We start from the raw sequence: 18316 nt of genomic DNA, 5'->3' as shown, positions 1-18316 counted from the left end.
ACCATGCTGATGTTATTTGCCACCGTCGCGCTGGTGCATCTGGTTGCGCTGATGAGTCCGGGACCGGACTTCTTTTTTGTCTCACAGACCGCCGCCAGCCGCTCGCGCAAAGAGGCGATGATGGGCGTGCTCGGCATTACGCTGGGGATTGTGATTTGGGCCGGTGTCGCGCTGATGGGCCTGCATCTGATTCTGGAGAAAATGGCGTGGCTGCATGAAATCATTATGGTCGGTGGCGGGCTGTATCTGCTGTGGATGGGCTGGCAGCTGCTGCGCTCGGCGCGTCAGCGTCACAAGCAACCTCATACGGAAGCGACGGTGGTTGAGCTGCCAAAGCGTGGTATGAGCTTCCTCAAAGGGTTTCTCACCAACCTGTCTAACCCGAAAGCCATCATCTACTTCGGCAGTGTGTTTTCACTGTTCGTGGGCAACGATGTGGGCGCGATTGAGCGCTGGGGCCTGTTCCTGTTGATCGTCGGTGAAACCTTTGCCTGGTTTACCCTGGTGGCGGCGATTTTTGCCCTGCCGTGGATGCGCGATAAGTATCAGCGGATGGCGAAGTGGGTGGACGGTATGGCGGGCGTGCTGTTTGCCGGGTTTGGTATTCACCTCATCATCTCCCGATAAGATCCCGAACCGTAGCGGCGCAATTTATTGCGCGTTTCAACTGGGCGCGATAAAGCGTGCCGCTACGATCAGTGCCAATCGTTACGCCATTTTACGTGCGCTGGCCAGCAGTGCGCCGACCGCCATAAACAAGCCACCAAACACCCGGTTCAGCAGCTTCATCTGCTTCGGACCTTTGATCCAGCCAGCAATGCGCGTCGCCAGCGTGGCGTAACCAATCATCACAATGATGTCGACCACGATGGTGGTCACGCCGAGTACCAGATACTGCATCAGCTGCGGCTGGTGCGGCACGATAAACTGCGGAAACAGCGCGGCGAGAAACACAATGCTCTTCGGATTGGTGAGATTCACCAGCAGCGCGCGCTGAAACAGACGACGACGCGGCATCGCTTTGGCCACCGCATTGAGATCGATTCCGCCCGCTGAGCGCCACTGCTGAATGCCAAGCCACACCAGATAGGCCGCGCCCGCCCATTTCAGTACCTCAAACGCCAGCACCGACTGCGAAAACAGCGCGCCCAGACCGGCGCCCACCAGCACAATATGCACGGCGAGACCCAGCTGTAATCCGGTAATTGAGGCTGCCGCACCGCGATAGCCGTGGCTGATGCCGGTGCTCATGGTGTTGATCGCGCCGGAACCGGGCGAGAGGCTGAGGATGGTCGTGGTTAACAGGTAGGTTAACCACCATTCAATGGTCATGGGTGACATTCCCTGAAGAGAGTGAAGTGTGACACAATACGCCAGAAAATCGCGCTGCGCTATTAAGTGCAGAGCCGCGTTTGACGTTTTTTCAGGGGGACGGATGCAGCAGCATAAACAGAGTTGGCTCGGACGTGAGCACGCTTTTTCAGCCTTTGCTACCGGTCCGCTGCTCGACTTCTGGCGTCAGCGTGAAGAGTGTGAATTCAGCGGCGTGGGCAATCTGACCATTCGCTATGTGCGCTTCACCTCACCGCAACACCGGCGTGTCATCCTGATTGTGCCCGGACGCATTGAAAGCTACATCAAATACCCCGAGCTGGCCTATGACCTGTTCCACTGCGGCTACGATGTGGTGATTATCGACCATCGCGGTCAGGGGCGTTCAGACCGGCTGCTGGCCGATTCGCATCGCGGACACGTGGTGGAGTTCAGCGATTATGTCGACGATCTGGAAACGCTGTATCTGAAAGAGATGGTCAGCCATCACTATCAGCAGCGCTACGTGCTGGCGCACTCGATGGGCGGCGCAATTGTGGCGCTGTTTCTGGCGCGTCAGCCGCAGGCCTTCCACGCGGCGGTGTTTTGTGCGCCGATGTTTGGTATCGTGCTGCCGCTGCCGCCGTTTCTGGCGCACCGCATTCTCGACTGGGCGGAAAAGCTGCCCGCGCTGCGCGACGGCTACGCGCTGGGCACCGGACGCTGGCGCGCCAGCCCGTTTGGCATTAACCGGCTGACGCACAGTCGCGAACGCTATCGTCGCAATCTGCGCTTTTACGCTGACGATCCGGCGATTCGCGTCGGCGGCCCGACCTATCACTGGGTGCGGGAAGGAATTCAGGCCGGACGCCATATCCTTAATCAGGTGGCGCAGATTACGACACCGATTCTGCTGCTGCAGGCCAGTGAAGACGACGTGGTGGATAACCGCGCGCAGGATCTGTTCTGTGAGGCCATGGCGGCAGCGGGACATGCGGTGGAAGGCACCACGCCTTACATCATTCAGGGCGCGCGTCACGAGATCCTGTTTGAAACAGACGCCATGCGCGCCGAAGCGCTTAATGCGGTGGTCAACTTTTATCAGCGCCACCGTGACTAATGTATTCTTAGACATCAATACCAGAGGCCTACATGTACCACATCGTTGCATCCGACCTGGATGGCACGCTGCTTTCTCCGCAACATCGTCTGACGCCGTTTGCCCGCACCACGCTGCAGGAACTGGTGGCGCGCGATGTGCATTTTATCTTTGCCACCGGACGCCACTACATCGACGTCGGTCAGATGCGCGATAAGCTCGGCATTCCGGCGTATATGATCACCTCAAACGGCGCGCGCGTGCATAATGCCGACGGCGAACTGGTGTTCAGCCACAATCTGGACAGCGATATCGCCAGCGAGCTGTATGGCCTGAAGTATCACGATGAGAAAATCCTGACGCACGTTTACCGCGACGATGAGTGGCACATCAGCCGCCATAATCCGCAGGAAGCGGAGTTTTTCCAGGAATCGGTGTTTACCTATCAGGTGTATCAGCCCGGCATGCTGGCCACCGACGGCATCAGCAAAGTGTTCTTCACCTGCGACGATCCGGAGCATCTGGTTCCGCTGGAACAGGCGATTGAAGCGCGCTGGGGTGACCGGGTTAACGTCAGTTTCTCGCTGCCCACCTGTCTGGAAGTGATGGCTGGCGGCGTCTCGAAAGGGCACGCGCTGGAAGCGGTGGCGAAACAGCTTGGCTATTCGCTAAAAGAGTGCATCGCGTTTGGCGACGGCATGAATGATGTCGAGATGCTGAGTATGGCGGGCAAAGGCTGCATCATGCGTAACGCCCATCAGCGCCTGAAAGATACCCTGCCGACGCTGGAAGTGATTGGCAGCAACGCCGATGACGCGGTGCCGCAGACGCTGCGTAAGTTGTTCCTGGCCTGAATAAAAACGGGCCGGTATTCACCGGCCCGCTCAGATTATGCCTGCTGCTGCTTGTGGCGATGCTCGCTGACCATGGTCAGCAGCAGTAACACCACCGCCAGCACCGATCCGACAATCATTACTAAGAAACCGCCGTCCCAGCCGAAGAAATCCACGGTGTAACCGACAATCGCACTGGCCGCCACCGATCCGCCGAGATAGCCGAACAGACCGGTAAAGCCTGCCGCAGTGCCGGCCGCTTTTTTCGGTGCCAGCTCCAGCGCGTGCAGACCAATCAGCATCACCGGACCGTAGATCAGGAAGCCAATGACGATCATGCAGATCATATCCACGCCCGGATTGCCCGGCGGGTTCAGCCAGTAAATGATGGTGGCGATGGTCACCAGCGTCATGAAAAACACCCCGGTGGCACCGCGATTGCCGCGGAATACCTTGTCCGACATCCAGCCGCACAGCAGCGTGCCCGGAATCCCGGCGTATTCATACAGGAAATAGGCCCACGAAGATTTATCCAGCGTGAAGTGCTTCACCTCTTTCAGATAGGTCGGTGACCAGTCGAGGATGCCGTAGCGCAGCAGATAAACGAACACGTTAGCCAGTGCGATGTACCACAGCAGCTTATTCGGCAACACGTACTGCATGAAAATCTGCTTCGCCGTCAGCTCCTGTTCGTGGTTCTCGCTGTAATCCGGCGGATAGTCATTCTTCCATGCCTCAATCGGCGGCAGACCGCACGACTGCGGCGTATCGCGCATCAGCGCAAAAGCGATGATGGCGACGAGGATGGCACCAAACGCTGGCATATAGAGCGCGGCTTTCCAGTCGTTAAACCACGCCATGCCGAGCAGGAACAGCAGCGGAGGAATGCCGCCACCCACGTTGTGCGCGCAGTTCCATACCGACACAATGCCGCCGCGCTCTTTCTGCGACCACCAGTGCACCATGGTGCGTCCGCACGGTGGCCAGCCCATGCCCTGGAACCAGCCACACAGAAACAGCAGCACGAACATCACCATGATGCTCGAGGTTGCCCACGGCACGAAGCCCATCACCAGCATCACGGCGGCGGCGAGAATCAGGCCGGCGGGCAAAAAGACCCGCGGGTTGGAGCGATCCGAGACCGATCCCATAATGAATTTGGAAAAACCGTAGGCGATGGAGATGCCGGAGAGGGCAAAGCCAAGGTCGCCGCGGGAAAAGCCCTGTTCGACCAGGTAAGGCATCGCCAGCGCAAAGTTTTTGCGCACCAGATAATAGGCGGCGTAGCCAAAGAAAATGCCGAAGAAGATCTGCCAGCGCAGACGACGATAGAGCGGATCGACGCGATCGTCCGCCACCTGGGGCTGGTGTGGTGCAGGTTTAAAAATACTCAACATCAGAATGGCCCTCCAGGGCGCAATATAGTTATCGATTCCCAGCAGGTTGGGGCAAAAAAAAGTACGACAGCGAACAGAAAGCAACCTTTCCATTTCGCGCACAGAATAGTGATGGTTACGCGCAGTTACTGTGACGTGTGACGCATATGTTACAGTTTTATGACAATAAAGAGCGATATAAACCAGTAAATGTTGGATTTCGCGCATTTGTGCCAGAGAAAACGGCGCGCTGCCTCATAAAAATCGCCGCCCGCCGGTCAACCGGCCATGCGGACGCGTGCCTGCTGACCGGGCAGCGAAGATGCGATCGTGTTTATTTTCATCACATGTCAACCAGATTATCCCGCCAGCGCGCTGTAGTTTGTTTACACTAGCGCCAGTGTTGAACTTTAGGATGCATAACCGTGCTGTTGCTGATCGTTACCACCATTCTGTGGGCTTTTTCTTTTAGTTTAATCGGGGAGTATCTGGCGGGGCAGGTGGATACCTGGTTCTCGGTGCTGATGCGTTTAGGCCTGGCGGCGCTGGTCTTTCTGCCGTTTCTGCGCTGGCGCGGTTACCGCGCCTCAACGTTGCTGCTCTATATGCTGGTGGGCATGCTGCAATTAGGCATCATGTATCTGATCAGCTTCGAGGCTTATCTCTATCTCAGCGTGCCGGAATTTCTGCTGTTTACGGTGATGACGCCGCTGTATGTCACGCTGATTTATGACCTGCTCAGCAAGCGCCCGCTGCGCATTGGCTATGCCTTTAGCGCGCTGCTGGCGGTGCTCGGTGCGGCCATTATCCGCTACGACAAAGTCAGCGATGATTTCTGGTTCGGACTGCTGCTGGTGCAGGCGGCCAACATCTGCTTTGCGATTGGCATGGTGGGCTATAAGCGCCTGCAGGAAGTCCGCCCGATGCCGCAGCACACCGCGTTCTCGTGGTTCTATCTCGGCGCAGTGCTGATCGCGGTGATCGCCTGGTGCATCTGGGGCAATCCGCACAAGCTGCCAACCACCACGCTGCAGTGGGGCGTGCTGGTGTGGCTGGGCGTGGTCGCTTCCGGACTGGGTTACTTCATGTGGAACTACGGCGCGACCCAGGTCGATGCCGGGACGCTGGGCATTATGAACAACATGCACGTGCCGGCAGGATTACTGGTGAACCTGGCAATCTGGCAGGAGAAACCGCACTGGCCAAGCTTTATCGCCGGGGCGATAGTGATTTTTGCGTCCCTGTACGTGCATAAACGCTGGGTACTGGGACACACGGCCAAAAGCGGCAGTTCAGGCGCTTAGCTTTTTTTCGCGGGTGTCGATGGCCGCTGAATCAGCGTTAAGCCTTTCAGGAAGTTACGCAGAATCTGGTCACCGCACTCGCGATAATTTTTATGATCCGGGTTACGGAAAATCGCGCCGATCTCGGCCTGTGACACCTTGAAGTTAGCCTTCAATAAGATATCCGGGATATCGGTGGTTTTCAGCGCGAAGGCGATGCGTAACTTCTTGAGAAAGATATTATTGTTCATGCGGCGCTCAATCGACGGGGCCGGCGCGTCTTCGCTTTTGCCGCGACGGTAGAAAATCAGACCGTTGAGGAAGTAACCCATCAGCACATCCGGCAGTTTACGAAACGCCTCATCGTCATCTTTCTTCAGCCACGCCTGCACATCTTCACGCGGTACTTCACTGCCCGCCAGCGCAAAAATCTCCACCACTTTGCTGTCGCTCAAATCCAGCATATAGCGCACGCTGCGCAGCACATCGTTATTGGTCATGGTGAAACTCTCCGGTAGCGGTTAAGGCGGCGCATTATAGAGCAGGCAGGGCAGGGATAACAGCACGGGCGACATTGGCCGCCCGCGGCATCAGGACGAGACCGGCTGCAGTGAACCGGGGCGCGAGGCATCGCGCACGTAAGGCAGGTGCTCGCAGGCGTGCTGACGGGCAAAGCGCACAAAGGCCTCCAGCACCGGCTGCCGCTGCTCGCCGTCGCGCATCGCCGCGTATAAACGGCTCCACAATCCGTCGCCCAGCGTGCGTGTCACCACCAGCCCCTGGTGCTCAAAGCTCTCTACCACCCAGTGCGGCAGCGCGGCAATCCCCATGCCGGCCGACACCATCTGGATCAGCAGCAGCGTATTATCCACGCTCTTCAGCGCCGGGCTGACGCCGGCTGGCTGTAAGAAGTTACGCCACACGTCCAGCCGCTGACGCTGTACCGGATAGATCATCAGCACCTCATCGGCCAAATCTTCCGGCGTGATGTGGGCCAGCTGCGCCAGACGGTGATCCGGCGCCAGTACCAGCCGCACCTCAAAATCAAACATCGGCGCATAGAACAAACCGCTGCGCGGCAGAATATCGGACGTCAGCACCACGTCCAGTTCACCCTGCTGCAGCGCCGGCTGCGGATCAAAGGTCACGCCGGATTTGAAGTCCATCACCACCTGCGGCCAGCTCTGACGGAAATTGTTCAGGGCCGGCGTCAGCCACTGGATGCAGCTGTGGCATTCGATAGCGATGCGCAACGTGGTCTGATGCGGCTCATGACAGGCCTGCAGCGCCTGCTGGATCTGCGGCAGAATCTGCTCCGCCAGCTGCAACAGAATCTCTCCCTGCGGCGTAAAACGGAGCGGCTGGCTCTTACGCACGAACAGCCGAAAGCCCAGCCGCTGTTCCAGGTCGCTGAACTGGTGAGACAACGCCGATTGCGTCTGATGAAGCTGGGCGGCGGCGGCAGCCAGCGAGCCGGTGTGCCGTAACGCCTGCAGCGTCCGCAGGTGTTTGAGTTCGATCATGAGAGTCCTTCACATCGAGATTGAACAAATTGCGCTTGAGACACATACAGTACCCGCAGATTATAGCGGTGTAAACATCTGGACGGCTAAACATCTCAGTCAGACGCGACGGCCACTTTACCTTTGTCCAGCTAACACGCTCAGCGCACGGCAGGATTGCCCGCTGGATGAACGTAAATCGGTTGCTGCGACTGTCGCACAGCGAACAACTTCTGGAGAATCTCACATGACCATTCTGAACCATACTCTCGGTTTCCCTCGCGTCGGACTGCGCCGCGAACTGAAAAAAGCGCAGGAAAGCTACTGGGCCGGGAACAGCTCACAGGACGAACTGCTGGCAGTGGGTCGTGAACTGCGCGCCCGTCACTGGCAGCAGCAGAAAGACGCCGGTGTTGATCTGCTGCCGGTCGGCGATTTTGCCTGGTACGATCACGTGCTGACCACCAGTCTGCTGCTCGGTAACGTACCGGCACGGCACCAGAATAAAGACGGCTCGATTGACCTCGACACCCTGTTCCGTATCGGTCGCGGTCGGGCGCCCAGCGGTGAGCCCGCGGCGGCGGCAGAGATGACCAAATGGTTTAACACCAATTATCACTACATCGTGCCGGAATTTACCCAGGGTCAGCAGTTCCGTCTCAGCTGGACGCAGCTGCTGGACGAGGTGGATGAAGCGCTGGCGCTCGGCCACACCATCAAACCGGTGCTGCTGGGGCCGGTGACGTATTTGTGGCTGGGTAAGGTGAAAGGTGACGCCTTTGACCGCCTGTCGCTGCTGCAGGCCATTCTGCCGGTGTACCGTCAGGTGCTGGCTGAACTGCGTCAGCGCGGCATCGAATGGGTGCAGATTGATGAGCCGGCGCTGGCGCTGGAACTGCCGCAGGCGTGGCGCGAGGCGTTTAAACCGGCGTACGACGCGCTACAGGGCGAAGTAAAACTGCTGCTGACCACCTACTTTGACAGCATTGGTCAGAATCTTGATGTCATCAAAACGCTGCCGGTGCAGGGCCTGCATGTTGACCTGGTGCACGGCAAAGACGATCTCCAGCAGCTCAACCAGCAGATCCCGGCGGACTGGCTGCTGTCGCTGGGGGTGATCAATGGCCGTAACGTCTGGCGCGCCGATCTCACCCGCTGGTTTGAGCGCCTGCAGCCGCTGACCGGCCAGCGTCAGCAGCTGTGGATCGGTTCCTCCTGCTCGCTGCTGCACAGCCCCATTGACCTGAGCGTCGAAACCCGCCTCGACGACGAGGTCAAAAGCTGGTTCGCCTTTGCGTTACAGAAGTGCACGGAGCTGTCGCTGCTGAGCAAGGCGCTGAACCAGCACGATGCCGCTGCGCTGCACGCCTGGAGCGCGCCGATTCGCGCCCGGGCAAACTCTGCTCGCGTGCACAACCCCGCCGTGGCGCAGCGTCTGGCGCAAATCCAGGCCAGAGACACTGAGCGCAACAGCAGCTACACCGTGCGTGCTCAGGCGCAGCGTCAGCGCTTTAACCTGCCGGCGTGGCCTACCACCACCATCGGTTCTTTCCCGCAGACCACCGAGATCCGCGGCCTGCGCCTTGACTTCAAAAAAGGCAACATTGACGGCGGCCACTACCGCACCGGTATCGCGGAACACATCCGGCAGGCGATTGCGGAGCAGGAGCGTCTGGGGCTCGACGTGCTGGTGCATGGCGAAGCCGAGCGTAACGACATGGTGGAGTACTTCGGCGAAAACCTCGACGGCTTTGTTTTCACGCAGAACGGCTGGGTACAGAGTTACGGCTCGCGCTGTGTTAAGCCGCCGGTGATCATTGGTGACGTCAGCCGCCCGCAGCCGATTACCGTCGAGTGGGCAAAGTATGCGCAGTCGCTGACCGACAAACCGGTGAAGGGCATGCTGACCGGACCGGTCACCATCCTGTGCTGGTCGTTCCCGCGGGAAGACGTGACGCGCGAAACCATCGCAAAACAGATTGCGCTGGCGCTGCGCGACGAAGTGCAGGACCTGGAAAAAGCCGGTATCGGCATCATTCAGATTGACGAACCGGCGCTGCGTGAAGGCTTGCCGCTGCATCAGTCTGACTGGGCAGCCTACCTGCGCTGGGCGGTGGACGCGTTCCGCCTCAACGCTGCGGTGGCGCAGGACGAGACGCAGATTCACACCCACATGTGTTATTGCGAGTTCAACGACATCATGGATTCGATTGCCGCGCTGGACGCCGACGTGATCACTATCGAAACCTCACGTTCTGATATGGATCTGCTGGATGCGTTTAAAGCGTTCGAATATCCCAATGAAATCGGGCCGGGCGTGTATGACATCCACTCACCCAACGTACCGAGCGTGGAGTGGATGGAAGATCTGCTGCGCAAAGCGGCACAGAGTATTCCGCAGCAGCGCCTGTGGGTGAACCCGGACTGTGGCCTGAAAACACGCGGCTGGAGTGAAACGCGTCAGGCGCTGGCCAACATGGTAAAAGCGGCGCAGAAGCTGCGCGCCGAAACCGTTGGATGACAGGATAATACGTTGTGTTGTTGAGTTGGGGCGCGCTGGCGCCCCTTTTTTTATTCCGCGTTCGGCGCGACGCCATACTGCTTAAACCACGCCAGCATGCGCTGCCAGCCATCCTGTGCGGAATCGGCGTGGTAGCTCGGACGATAGTCGGCGTTGAAGGCGTGGCCAGCTTCCGGATACACCACAATCTCGGCTTTGGCATTGGCCGCGTGCAGGGCCTGGCGCATCTTATCGATACTTTCCAGTGGAATGCTTTCATCCTGGCCACCGTACAGGCCCAGCACCGGTGCATTCAAATCCACTGCAATATCAATAGGATGTTTCTGCTGCTTCAGCGTTTTCTCGCCCTCCAGACGACCGTACCAGGCGGCGGCGGCGCGCACCTGCGGATTATGGGCGGCAAACAGCCAGCTGATGCGACCGCCCCAGCAGAAACCAGTGATCGCCAGACGACGGATATCGCCGCCGTGGCGCGCCGCCCAGTTGGCCACGTGGTCGAGATCCGACAGTACCTGCGAATCCGGCACTTTGCTCACCAGCTCTTTGAACAGGGTAGGGATATCGTTGTAATCGTTGGGATCGCCTTCGCGGAAATAGAGCTCCGGCGCCACGGCGAGATAGCCCTCCAGTGCCAGACGGCGGCACAGATCGCGGATGTGCTCGTGCACGCCGAAAATTTCCTGCACCACCAGCACGACCGGCAGCGTGCCGCTAAACTGTTGCGGACGAGCATAATAAGCCGGCAGGTTCTCACCCTGGCTCGGCACGGACGTCTCGCCCGCGTGAATGGCGTCGCTGGCGGTAATGATGGTGCTGGCTGCGGTGGGCTGCACCGCTGGCGCAAAGCCGTCGGTGGCGGATTTTTGTGCCATATTGTCTTCGGTTTTCATGGTTCTCTCCGTGCTAGCAAGTGCGCAATCACGTAACTATAGCCTGGCCTTACGGCAAGGCTGGCGTAGGGTACGGGGGATGGTTAACCTGGTCTGCTTCTCTATTAACACTGCCTTTTACGGTTACACAGCACCGCTTGTAGCAATTCAGCGCAGCAGACCGTTAATATGTGATTAGAGTCACACAATATCTTTAGTTCAATGTAACTTTCATTATTGATAGTGAATTCAGTCACATATTTATCCGGGCCGCTGACGTAAAGTGGCGCGCTTATTCCCCCTTATCTTCCAGGAGTCTGATATGGCCCAGTCTGACGTTTTCCACCTTGGCATCACCAAAGCCGATTTGAAAGGAGCCACGCTGGCGATTGTTCCTGGCGATCCGGAGCGCGTGAAGAAAATCGCGGCGCTGATGGAGAATCCACAGCACCTCGCATCGCATCGTGAATTCACCACCTGGCTGGCGGAGATCGACGGCAAACCGGTGGTTGTCTGTTCCACCGGTATTGGCGGTCCGTCCACCTCTATCGCCGTTGAAGAGCTGGCGCAGCTGGGCGTGCGTACCTTCCTGCGTGTGGGTACCACCGGCGCGATTCAGCCACACATCAACGTGGGCGATGTGCTGGTGACCACCGCCTCGGTCCGTCTGGACGGTGCCAGCCTGCACTTTGCGCCGATGGAATTCCCGGCGGTGGCTGACTTCGCCTGCACCACCGCGCTGGTGGCCGCGGCAGAAGCCTGCGGTGCGACCACGCATATTGGTGTCACCGCCTCGTCAGACACCTTCTATCCTGGCCAGGAGCGCTACGACACCTTCTCCGGACGCGTAGTGAGCCGCTTCCAGGGCTCGATGAAAGAGTGGCAGCAAATGGGCGTACTTAACTATGAAATGGAATCCGCTACACTGTTAACCATGTGCGCCAGTCAGGGACTGCGTGCCGGCATGGTGGCTGGCGTCATCGTGAATCGCACGCAAAAAGAGATCCCGGATGCGGCCACCATGAAGCAGACAGAAAGCGATGCGGTGAAAATTGTGGTGGATGCCGCGCGTCGCTTACTTTAGCGCGCCAGTCAGGGAATGATTTCGAGACCAGGCTTATAGGGAGCTCAGCAATTGCCTGATTAGAATGCGCGCAATTTCAGCCGATTCTGAGAAATTTCCTATGCGCAAAACGATCTCTGTCCCACGTCCGGGTTTTACCAGCCGCCCTGCTGCAATGCAGGCCCGCGTTGAGAGTGCCGCCGCGCGGTTTCGTCAGGCAATGGCCGCGTCAGATTATCCTCTGGCGCGCCAGTGCTGCGAAGAAGTGCTGCGCGTCATGCCTAACCAGATGCAGGTGCTCAGCGACTACGCGCTGACGCTGATGCGCGTCGGCGAACATAAAAAATCCTACAAGATTTACCAGAAAATCTATCAGGCACCGGCGGCGCAGCGCGCGCAGGCGTCGGAAACCTGGCTGGATGGCCTGACGGAAGTGTGTGGCTGGCTAGATAAGAAAGATGAAGTGGCGCGTTATGGCCTGGAATCGCTCACCCAATCCGACATGCGTTTCAGTCAGGGCGCGAAAGCGACTTTTCCCGCACCGGCACCTGCGCCGATTAACCGCAGCAATCCGGCAGAAAATATCATCTCCTTCAGCCTGTATGGCGGTCAGCCGCGCTACTGCGAAACCCTGATTAAAAACGTTGAGGTGGCGCGCGAGCTCTATCCGGACTGGATGTGCCGCATCTATCTCGACGACAGTGTGCCGCAGCACGTGTGGCAGCGCCTGACCCAGCCAAACACCCAACTGGTGGATATGTCGCAGGAGAAAACCATTTTCCCTACGCTGTGGCGCTTTCTGGTGATGGACGATGCCAGCGTAAAACGCTACATCGTGCGGGATGCGGATTCGCTGCTGTCAGAGCGCGAAGTCGCGGCCGTCGATGCCTGGCTGGCTTCGCCATTCTGGTTCCACCACATGCGCGATTATTATTCGCACACCGAGCTGTTACTGGCCGGCATGTGGGGCGGCTGTCACGGCGTGTTTCACAACGTGGAGCAGCAGATGCGCGACTTTATCGCGCAGTATGACGGCAGCGAGCGCTTTACCGACCAGTACTTCCTCAAGGTAGCGCTGTGGCCGACGGTGCGCGACAGCATCCTCAATCACGACGATATCTTTCACTTCCACCACGCGCAGCCGTGGCCGGCGCATGCGCCGATTCGCTGGCAGACCGACAGCTTCCACGTCGGCAGCAATGCCGGTTTCGCCAGCATGGCCGGCAAAGTGGCCAACGCCGAAAATGGCCAGCAGCAGGTGGAGCTGACTTACGGCGGCAACAGCTGGTGCTATCCGGCGAAGGTGAAAAGCGACAGCGAATGGGTGCTGCCGATGCCGTTTTTCCTGATTGACGCCTGGAAAGCGGGCGACCTGACCGTACGCGCCCTGTAGTTGCCCGGACGGTGCCTATCGCGCCCGCGATAAAATCCGCGGGTTGCCATGAATGTTCTGGACATTCATACAGTGGCGCTCTACCTTCTCCTCAGCGAGACGATCCGCGGGGGGATTATGGATCAGCAACTTATCATCAGCGGCGCGCTGGCGCTGGCCGGTTTGGGCATTGGCTGGATTATTGCCCAGCTGCGCGCCGGCCATCAGCACGCCAGCTTCACCACCGAACGCCGCCTGCTGGAACAGGCGCAGCAGCGTCAGCAGCAGCAGCTGGAACAGCTGCAACAGCAACTGCAACAGCGCGAACAGGAGCTGCGCCAGCTTCACGGCACGCTAAGCGGCGCGCAGGAGCGCCTGCAGCAGCTGGATTACTGGCGGGCCGAGAGTGAACAGCTCAGCCGCGAGCTGCGCAATCAGCTGGAAGTTAACAGCGCGCAGGAAGCCGAACTGCGGGAAGTCACCATTCGATTAGAAGAGACGCGTTTCGCCGCTGAGGAGAAGCAGCGTCTGCTGACCAACAGCGAACAGCGCCTGAGTGCGCAGTTTGAAAACCTCGCCAACCGAATCTTCGAAAACAGCGGAAAACGCGTCGACGAGCAGAACCGGCAGAGCCTCAACAGCCTGATCGGCCCGTTGCGCGAACAGCTGGACGGCTTCCGCCGCCAGGTCAACGACAGCTTCGGCCAGGAAGCGCGTGAACGCCACACGCTGGCGCACGAGATTCGTCAGTTGCAGCAGCTCAACGCGCAGATGGCGCAGGAAGCGATCAACCTCACCAAAGCGCTGAAGGGCGACAATAAAATTCAGGGCAACTGGGGCGAAGTGGTGCTCAGCCGGGTGCTGGAGGCGTCGGGCCTGCGCGAAGGATACGAGTACCAGACCCAGGTCAGCGTGCAGCTGGAGCAGCAGGGCCGTATGCAACCGGATGTGATTGTGCGTCTGCCGCAGGGTAAAGATGTGGTGATTGACGCCAAAATGACGCTGATTGCCTATGAGCGCTACTTCAACGCCGACGATGAGCTGATGCGCGAACAGGCGATTCAGGAGCACATCAACGCGGTGCGCGGCCATATCCGGCTGCTGGGGCGTAAAGATTATCAACAATTGCCCGGTTTACGCTCGCTGGATTATGTGCTGATGTTTATTCCGGTCGAACCGGCGTTTCTGCTGGCGATCGACCGCCAGCCGGAGCTGATCAGCGAAGCGCTGCAGCAAAACATTATGCTGGTCAGCCCGACCACGCTGCTGGTGGCGCTGCGCACCATCAACAACCTGTGGCGCTATGAGCATCAGAGCCGTAATGCCCAGCGCATCGCCGACCGCGCTGCGCGCTTGTACGACAAGATGCGGCTGTTTGTCGATGACATGAGCGGCATCGGGCATAGCCTCGACAAAGCGCAGCAGAGTTATCAGCTGGCGATGAAAAAGCTGGCGCAGGGGCGCGGCAACCTGATCGCTCAAAGCGAGTCGTTTCGTGCGCTTGGCGTGGAGATCAAACGGCCCATCAACCCCCAGCTGGCAGAGCAGGCGCAGCCCGACGCGGCGGATGATACATGGGCCGATGACAGCGAGCCCGCTGAAAATGCGGCAGATTCTTCCGCCGCATCCCTGCGCCGCATCAACGAATAACACGCCGGTGGCGTGCTCGGATCGCCCGACTCTGATACACTTCGGGAAGTATTGTTTGTGGAACAGGTAAAACCGATGGCAGATGAATCACAGCAGGAAACTACCCATTTTGGCTTTCAGACCGTCGCCAAAAGTGAAAAGGCCGATAAAGTCGCGGACGTGTTTCACTCCGTCGCGGCGAAATATGACCTGATGAACGATCTGATGTCGTTCGGCATCCATCGCGTCTGGAAGCGTTTTACCATCGACAGCAGCGGCGTGCGCCGCGGTCAGCGCGTCCTGGATCTGGCTGGCGGTACCGGCGATCTGACGGCAAAATTCTCGCGCCTGGTCGGTGAAACCGGTCAGGTGGTGCTGGCGGACATCAACAGCTCAATGCTGAAGATGGGACGCGAAAAGCTGCGCAACCTCGGCGTAACCGGCAACGTCAGCTACGTGCAGGCTAACGCAGAAGCGCTGCCGTTCCCGGATAACTATTTCGACTGCATCACCATCTCCTTCGGCCTGCGTAACGTGACCGAAAAAGAGAAGGCGCTGGCGTCGATGTTCCGCGTGCTCAAGCCGGGCGGCCGTCTGCTGGTGCTGGAGTTCTCTAAACCGGTTTTCGATCCGCTGAGCAAAGCCTACGACACTTACTCTTTCCACATTCTGCCGCGCATCGGCCAGCTGGTGGCAAAAGACGCGGAGAGCTATCGCTACCTGGCGGAGTCGATTCGTATGCATCCGGATCAGGAAACCCTGAAGGCGATGATGAACGACGCTGGCTTTGAAAATACCAGCTACTACAACATGACCGGCGGCATTGTGGCGCTGCATCGTGGCTTTAAGTTCTGATTAATCATGACTTTTACCCCTCTCATCACCGGCGGTCTTGAGACCGCCCTGAACCGTGTGTTGTACCGCGATCGCAGCCTGAAAACCGCACGCCAGCGTCTGGCCGGGAAAGTCCTGCTGCTGCGCCTGCAGGAGCTGGATTTTCCGCTGGTGCTGGTGTTCAGTGAAAACCAGCTGGATGTGCTGAGTGACTGGCAGGACCGCAGCGACTGCAGCGTCAGCCTGCGTTTCAGCACGCTGCCTAAGCTGCGCGATCGTCAGCAGCTGACCAGCCTGATTCGCAGCGGTGAGCTGGACGTGGAAGGCGATCTGCAGGTGGTACAGCAATTCTCCGCGCTGATGGATCTGGCTGAACTCGATCCGGCCGAATATCTCGCGCCGTGGGTGGGCGACATTGCGGCACAGGGCATCAGCCAGGCCGCTCAGCGTGCGCTGGCCCAGCTTAAACAGCAGGTCACCCGCCGTCAGGATTATCTGGGGCAGGTGCTGACCGAAGAGTGGCGCGTGGCACCGGGGGCGCTGGAGCAGGCGTGGTTTTGTGAGGAGGTAGAAGCGATGGAACGTGCGCTTAATGCGTTTGAGGCGCGTTTGGCACAGCTGGAGGCGAAATGACGCTGGGAGAAATTCGGCGCTTATACTTCATTATCAAAGTTTTTCTGACCTACGGGCTGGATGAACTGATTCCGCATATGCGCATTACGCTGCCGCTGCGGCTGTGGCGGCGCTGTGTTTTCTGGATCCCCAACCGGCACAAAGAAGCCGAGATGGGCATCCGTCTGCGTCTGGCCATGGAGCAGCTCGGTCCGGTTTGGATCAAGTTCGGTCAGATGCTCTCGACGCGGCGCGACCTGTTCCCGCCGAAAATTGCCGATGAGCTGGCGATTCTGCAGGACCGCGTGGCGCCGTTCGACGGCGTGAAAGCCAAAGCGCAGATTGAGCGTTCGATTGGCGGCCCGGTGGAAACCTGGTTCGACGACTTTGATATCAAACCGCTGGCATCGGCTTCGATCGCCCAGGTGCATACCGCGACGCTGAAATCCAACGGCCGCGAAGTGGTGATCAAAGTGATTCGCCCGGATATCCTGCCGGTGATCAAAGCTGACATGAAGCTGATTTACCGCCTGGCGCGCTGGGTGCCACGTCTGCTGCCGGACGGTCGCCGTCTGCGTCCGATGGAAGTGGTGCGCGACTACGAAAAAACGCTGATTGATGAACTCAATCTGCTGCGTGAAGCTGCCAATGCGATTCAGCTGCGCCGCAACTTTGACCAGAGCCGCATGCTGTACGTGCCGGAAGTGTTTTCCGACTACTGCAGCGAAACCATGCTGGTGATGGAGCGCATTTACGGCATTCCTATCTCCGACGTCGCCACGCTGGAGCAGCACGGCGTCAACATGAAGCTGCTGGCCGAACGCGGCGTGCAGGTGTTCTTCACCCAAGTGTTCCGCGACAGCTTCTTCCACGCCGATATGCATCCCGGCAACATCTTCGTCAGCTACGAGCATCCGGAAGATCCGCAGTATATCGGCATTGACTGCGGCATCGTTGGCTCGCTGAACAAAGAAGATAAGCGCTACCTGGCGGAAAACTTCATCGCCTTCTTCAACCGCGACTACCGCAAAGTGGCCGAGCTGCACGTCGACTCGGGCTGGGTACCGCCGGATACCAACGTGGAAGATTTTGAGTTCGCGATTCGCACCGTGTGCGAGCCGATTTTCGAAAAGCCGCTGGCGGAAATCTCCTTTGGTCACGTGCTGCTCAATCTGTTCAACACCGCGCGCCGTTTCAATATGGAAGTGCAGCCGCAGCTGGTGCTGCTGCAGAAAACCCTGCTGTACATCGAGGGCATTGGTCGTCAGCTCTATCCGCAGCTCGATCTGTGGAAAACCGCCAAGCCGTTCCTGGAGGACTGGATTAAGGATCAGATCGGCATTCCGGCCATCCTGCGGGCGGTGAAAGAGAAGGCGCCGTTCTGGGCGGAGAAACTGCCGGAGCTGCCGGAGCTTTTTTACGACAGTATGCGCCAGCACAAGTTATTGCAGCACAGTGTCGATAAACTCGTCACCGATTTGAACGCGCAGCGCACCCGTCATCATCAGGCACGTTATCTGTTTGGCGTCGGGGCTACACTGTTATTAAGTGGCACCGCCGTGCTGTTGAGCCGGCCTGACTGGGACTTCTTCCCGGCGCTGTTAATGGCCGCCGGCATCGTCACCTGGCTCATCGGCTGGCGCAAGACAAACTGATTGTCTGCCTGGTGCAAATCGCGTAATGTCGCAGGCTTAAGTCCGGGTAAAAACGGACTTTCTGTGCGTTACAGTTAACCGTTTTTCACAGAATATTAGAGGCATATCTCATGGGCGGTATCAGTATTTGGCAATTGTTAATCATTGCCGTCATTGTTGTACTTCTGTTCGGTACCAATAAGCTTCGTAACCTGGGTTCGGATTTAGGCTCTTCCATTCGCGGCTTCAAAAAAGCCATGAGCGATGAAGACGAGAAAAAGGATCAACCGAAAGAGCAGGACGCTGACTTCAACGCCAAACTGGCAGACAAACAGCACACCCCGGCGAGCAAAGACGACGCCCGGGACAAGTAAGGTA

17 protein-coding genes are annotated in these 18316 nt (G+C 58.4%); 12 read left to right on the top strand and 5 right to left on the bottom strand.

From position 1 onward, the window contains the following. Positions 1-3 precede the first annotated feature (3 nt). Complete coding sequence (gene rhtC, locus F3J36_RS18220; protein ID WP_166720204.1) at positions 4-627, top strand: threonine export protein RhtC; 624 nt, start codon at positions 4-6, stop codon at positions 625-627. 81 nt (positions 628-708) lie between these two features. On the opposite strand, the gene rhtB is transcribed toward rhtC, so the two are convergent. Continuing rightward, complete coding sequence (gene rhtB, locus F3J36_RS18215; protein ID WP_021506962.1) at positions 709-1332, bottom strand: homoserine/homoserine lactone efflux protein; 624 nt, start codon at positions 1330-1332, stop codon at positions 709-711. A 103-nt stretch (positions 1333-1435) separates the two neighbouring features. Between rhtB and pldB the strand changes: the two genes are divergently transcribed. Both pldB and yigL read left to right on the top strand, forming a co-directional pair. Beyond that, positions 1436-2431, top strand: a complete 996-nt coding sequence (pldB, locus tag F3J36_RS18210) for a lysophospholipase L2 (protein WP_166720203.1) — start codon at positions 1436-1438, stop codon at positions 2429-2431. 32 nt (positions 2432-2463) lie between these two features. After that, complete coding sequence (gene yigL, locus F3J36_RS18205) at positions 2464-3264, top strand: sugar/pyridoxal phosphate phosphatase YigL (protein WP_058758117.1); 801 nt, start codon at positions 2464-2466, stop codon at positions 3262-3264. A 35-nt stretch (positions 3265-3299) separates the two neighbouring features. Here yigL and glpT read toward each other — a convergent pair whose 3' ends face one another. After that, a complete protein-coding gene (gene glpT / locus F3J36_RS18200) occupies positions 3300-4640 on the bottom strand; it encodes a glycerol-3-phosphate transporter (RefSeq protein WP_058758118.1) in 1341 nt (446 codons plus the stop codon). Positions 4641-5044: 404 nt separating this feature from the next. Here glpT and F3J36_RS18195 point away from each other — a divergent pair, with 404 nt between their 5' ends. Next, positions 5045-5923, top strand: a complete 879-nt coding sequence (locus F3J36_RS18195; protein ID WP_021506957.1) for a carboxylate/amino acid/amine transporter — start codon at positions 5045-5047, stop codon at positions 5921-5923. Here the strand turns inward: F3J36_RS18195 and F3J36_RS18190 are convergent. Both F3J36_RS18190 and metR read right to left on the bottom strand, forming a co-directional pair. Beyond that, positions 5920-6402, bottom strand: a complete 483-nt coding sequence (locus F3J36_RS18190; protein WP_058775519.1) for a DUF1456 family protein — start codon at positions 6400-6402, stop codon at positions 5920-5922. The two genes, F3J36_RS18195 and F3J36_RS18190, sit on opposite strands and share 4 nt — an antisense overlap. 90 nt (positions 6403-6492) lie before the next feature. Further along, a complete protein-coding gene (gene metR / locus F3J36_RS18185; protein WP_021506955.1) occupies positions 6493-7425 on the bottom strand; it encodes an HTH-type transcriptional regulator MetR in 933 nt (310 codons plus the stop codon). A gap of 226 nt (positions 7426-7651) precedes the next feature. On the opposite strand from metR, the gene metE reads away from it, so the two are divergent. Then, complete coding sequence (gene metE, locus F3J36_RS18180; RefSeq protein WP_166720202.1) at positions 7652-9925, top strand: 5-methyltetrahydropteroyltriglutamate--homocysteine S-methyltransferase; 2274 nt, start codon at positions 7652-7654, stop codon at positions 9923-9925. A 50-nt stretch (positions 9926-9975) separates the two neighbouring features. Here metE and F3J36_RS18175 read toward each other — a convergent pair whose 3' ends face one another. Then, on the bottom strand, positions 9976-10815 hold the full coding sequence (locus F3J36_RS18175) for a dienelactone hydrolase family protein (protein ID WP_021506953.1): 840 nt from the start codon (positions 10813-10815) through the stop codon (positions 9976-9978). 301 nt (positions 10816-11116) lie between these two features. Here F3J36_RS18175 and udp point away from each other — a divergent pair, with 301 nt between their 5' ends. The 7 genes from udp (at position 11117) to tatA (ending at position 18312) form a co-directional block, all read left to right on the top strand. Further along, positions 11117-11878: a uridine phosphorylase gene (gene udp / locus F3J36_RS18170; protein WP_021506952.1), complete on the top strand. Its 762-nt coding sequence runs from the start codon at positions 11117-11119 to the stop codon at positions 11876-11878. A 100-nt stretch (positions 11879-11978) separates the two neighbouring features. Further along, on the top strand, positions 11979-13250 hold the full coding sequence (locus tag F3J36_RS18165) for a tetratricopeptide repeat protein (protein ID WP_166720201.1): 1272 nt from the start codon (positions 11979-11981) through the stop codon (positions 13248-13250). A gap of 117 nt (positions 13251-13367) precedes the next feature. Continuing rightward, the gene (gene rmuC / locus F3J36_RS18160; RefSeq protein ID WP_166720200.1) at positions 13368-14879 is read left to right on the top strand and encodes a DNA recombination protein RmuC; all 1512 of its coding nucleotides are present in this window, start codon (positions 13368-13370) and stop codon (positions 14877-14879) included. A gap of 75 nt (positions 14880-14954) precedes the next feature. Then, positions 14955-15713 carry a bifunctional demethylmenaquinone methyltransferase/2-methoxy-6-polyprenyl-1,4-benzoquinol methylase UbiE gene (gene ubiE / locus F3J36_RS18155; protein WP_021506949.1) on the top strand — a complete coding sequence of 253 codons (759 nt, stop codon included), beginning with the start codon at positions 14955-14957 and terminating at the stop codon, positions 15711-15713. A gap of 6 nt (positions 15714-15719) precedes the next feature. After that, the gene (locus tag F3J36_RS18150) at positions 15720-16325 is read left to right on the top strand and encodes an SCP2 domain-containing protein (RefSeq protein ID WP_058771077.1); all 606 of its coding nucleotides are present in this window, start codon (positions 15720-15722) and stop codon (positions 16323-16325) included. Further along, a complete protein-coding gene (gene ubiB, locus F3J36_RS18145) occupies positions 16322-17959 on the top strand; it encodes a ubiquinone biosynthesis regulatory protein kinase UbiB (RefSeq protein ID WP_021506947.1) in 1638 nt (545 codons plus the stop codon). Before F3J36_RS18150 ends, ubiB begins: the two co-directional genes overlap by 4 nt. A 110-nt stretch (positions 17960-18069) precedes the next feature. After that, the gene (gene tatA, locus F3J36_RS18140; RefSeq protein ID WP_010618194.1) at positions 18070-18312 is read left to right on the top strand and encodes a Sec-independent protein translocase subunit TatA; all 243 of its coding nucleotides are present in this window, start codon (positions 18070-18072) and stop codon (positions 18310-18312) included. The last annotated feature ends 4 nt before the right edge of the window (positions 18313-18316 follow it).

Source organism: Pantoea sp. Cy-640 (assembly GCF_011752635.1).
Taxonomy (GTDB): Bacteria; Pseudomonadota; Gammaproteobacteria; order Enterobacterales; family Enterobacteriaceae; genus Pantoea; species Pantoea dispersa.
Note: the sequence above shows the minus strand (reverse complement) of the source record. Positions and strands in the feature narration are given on the sequence as shown.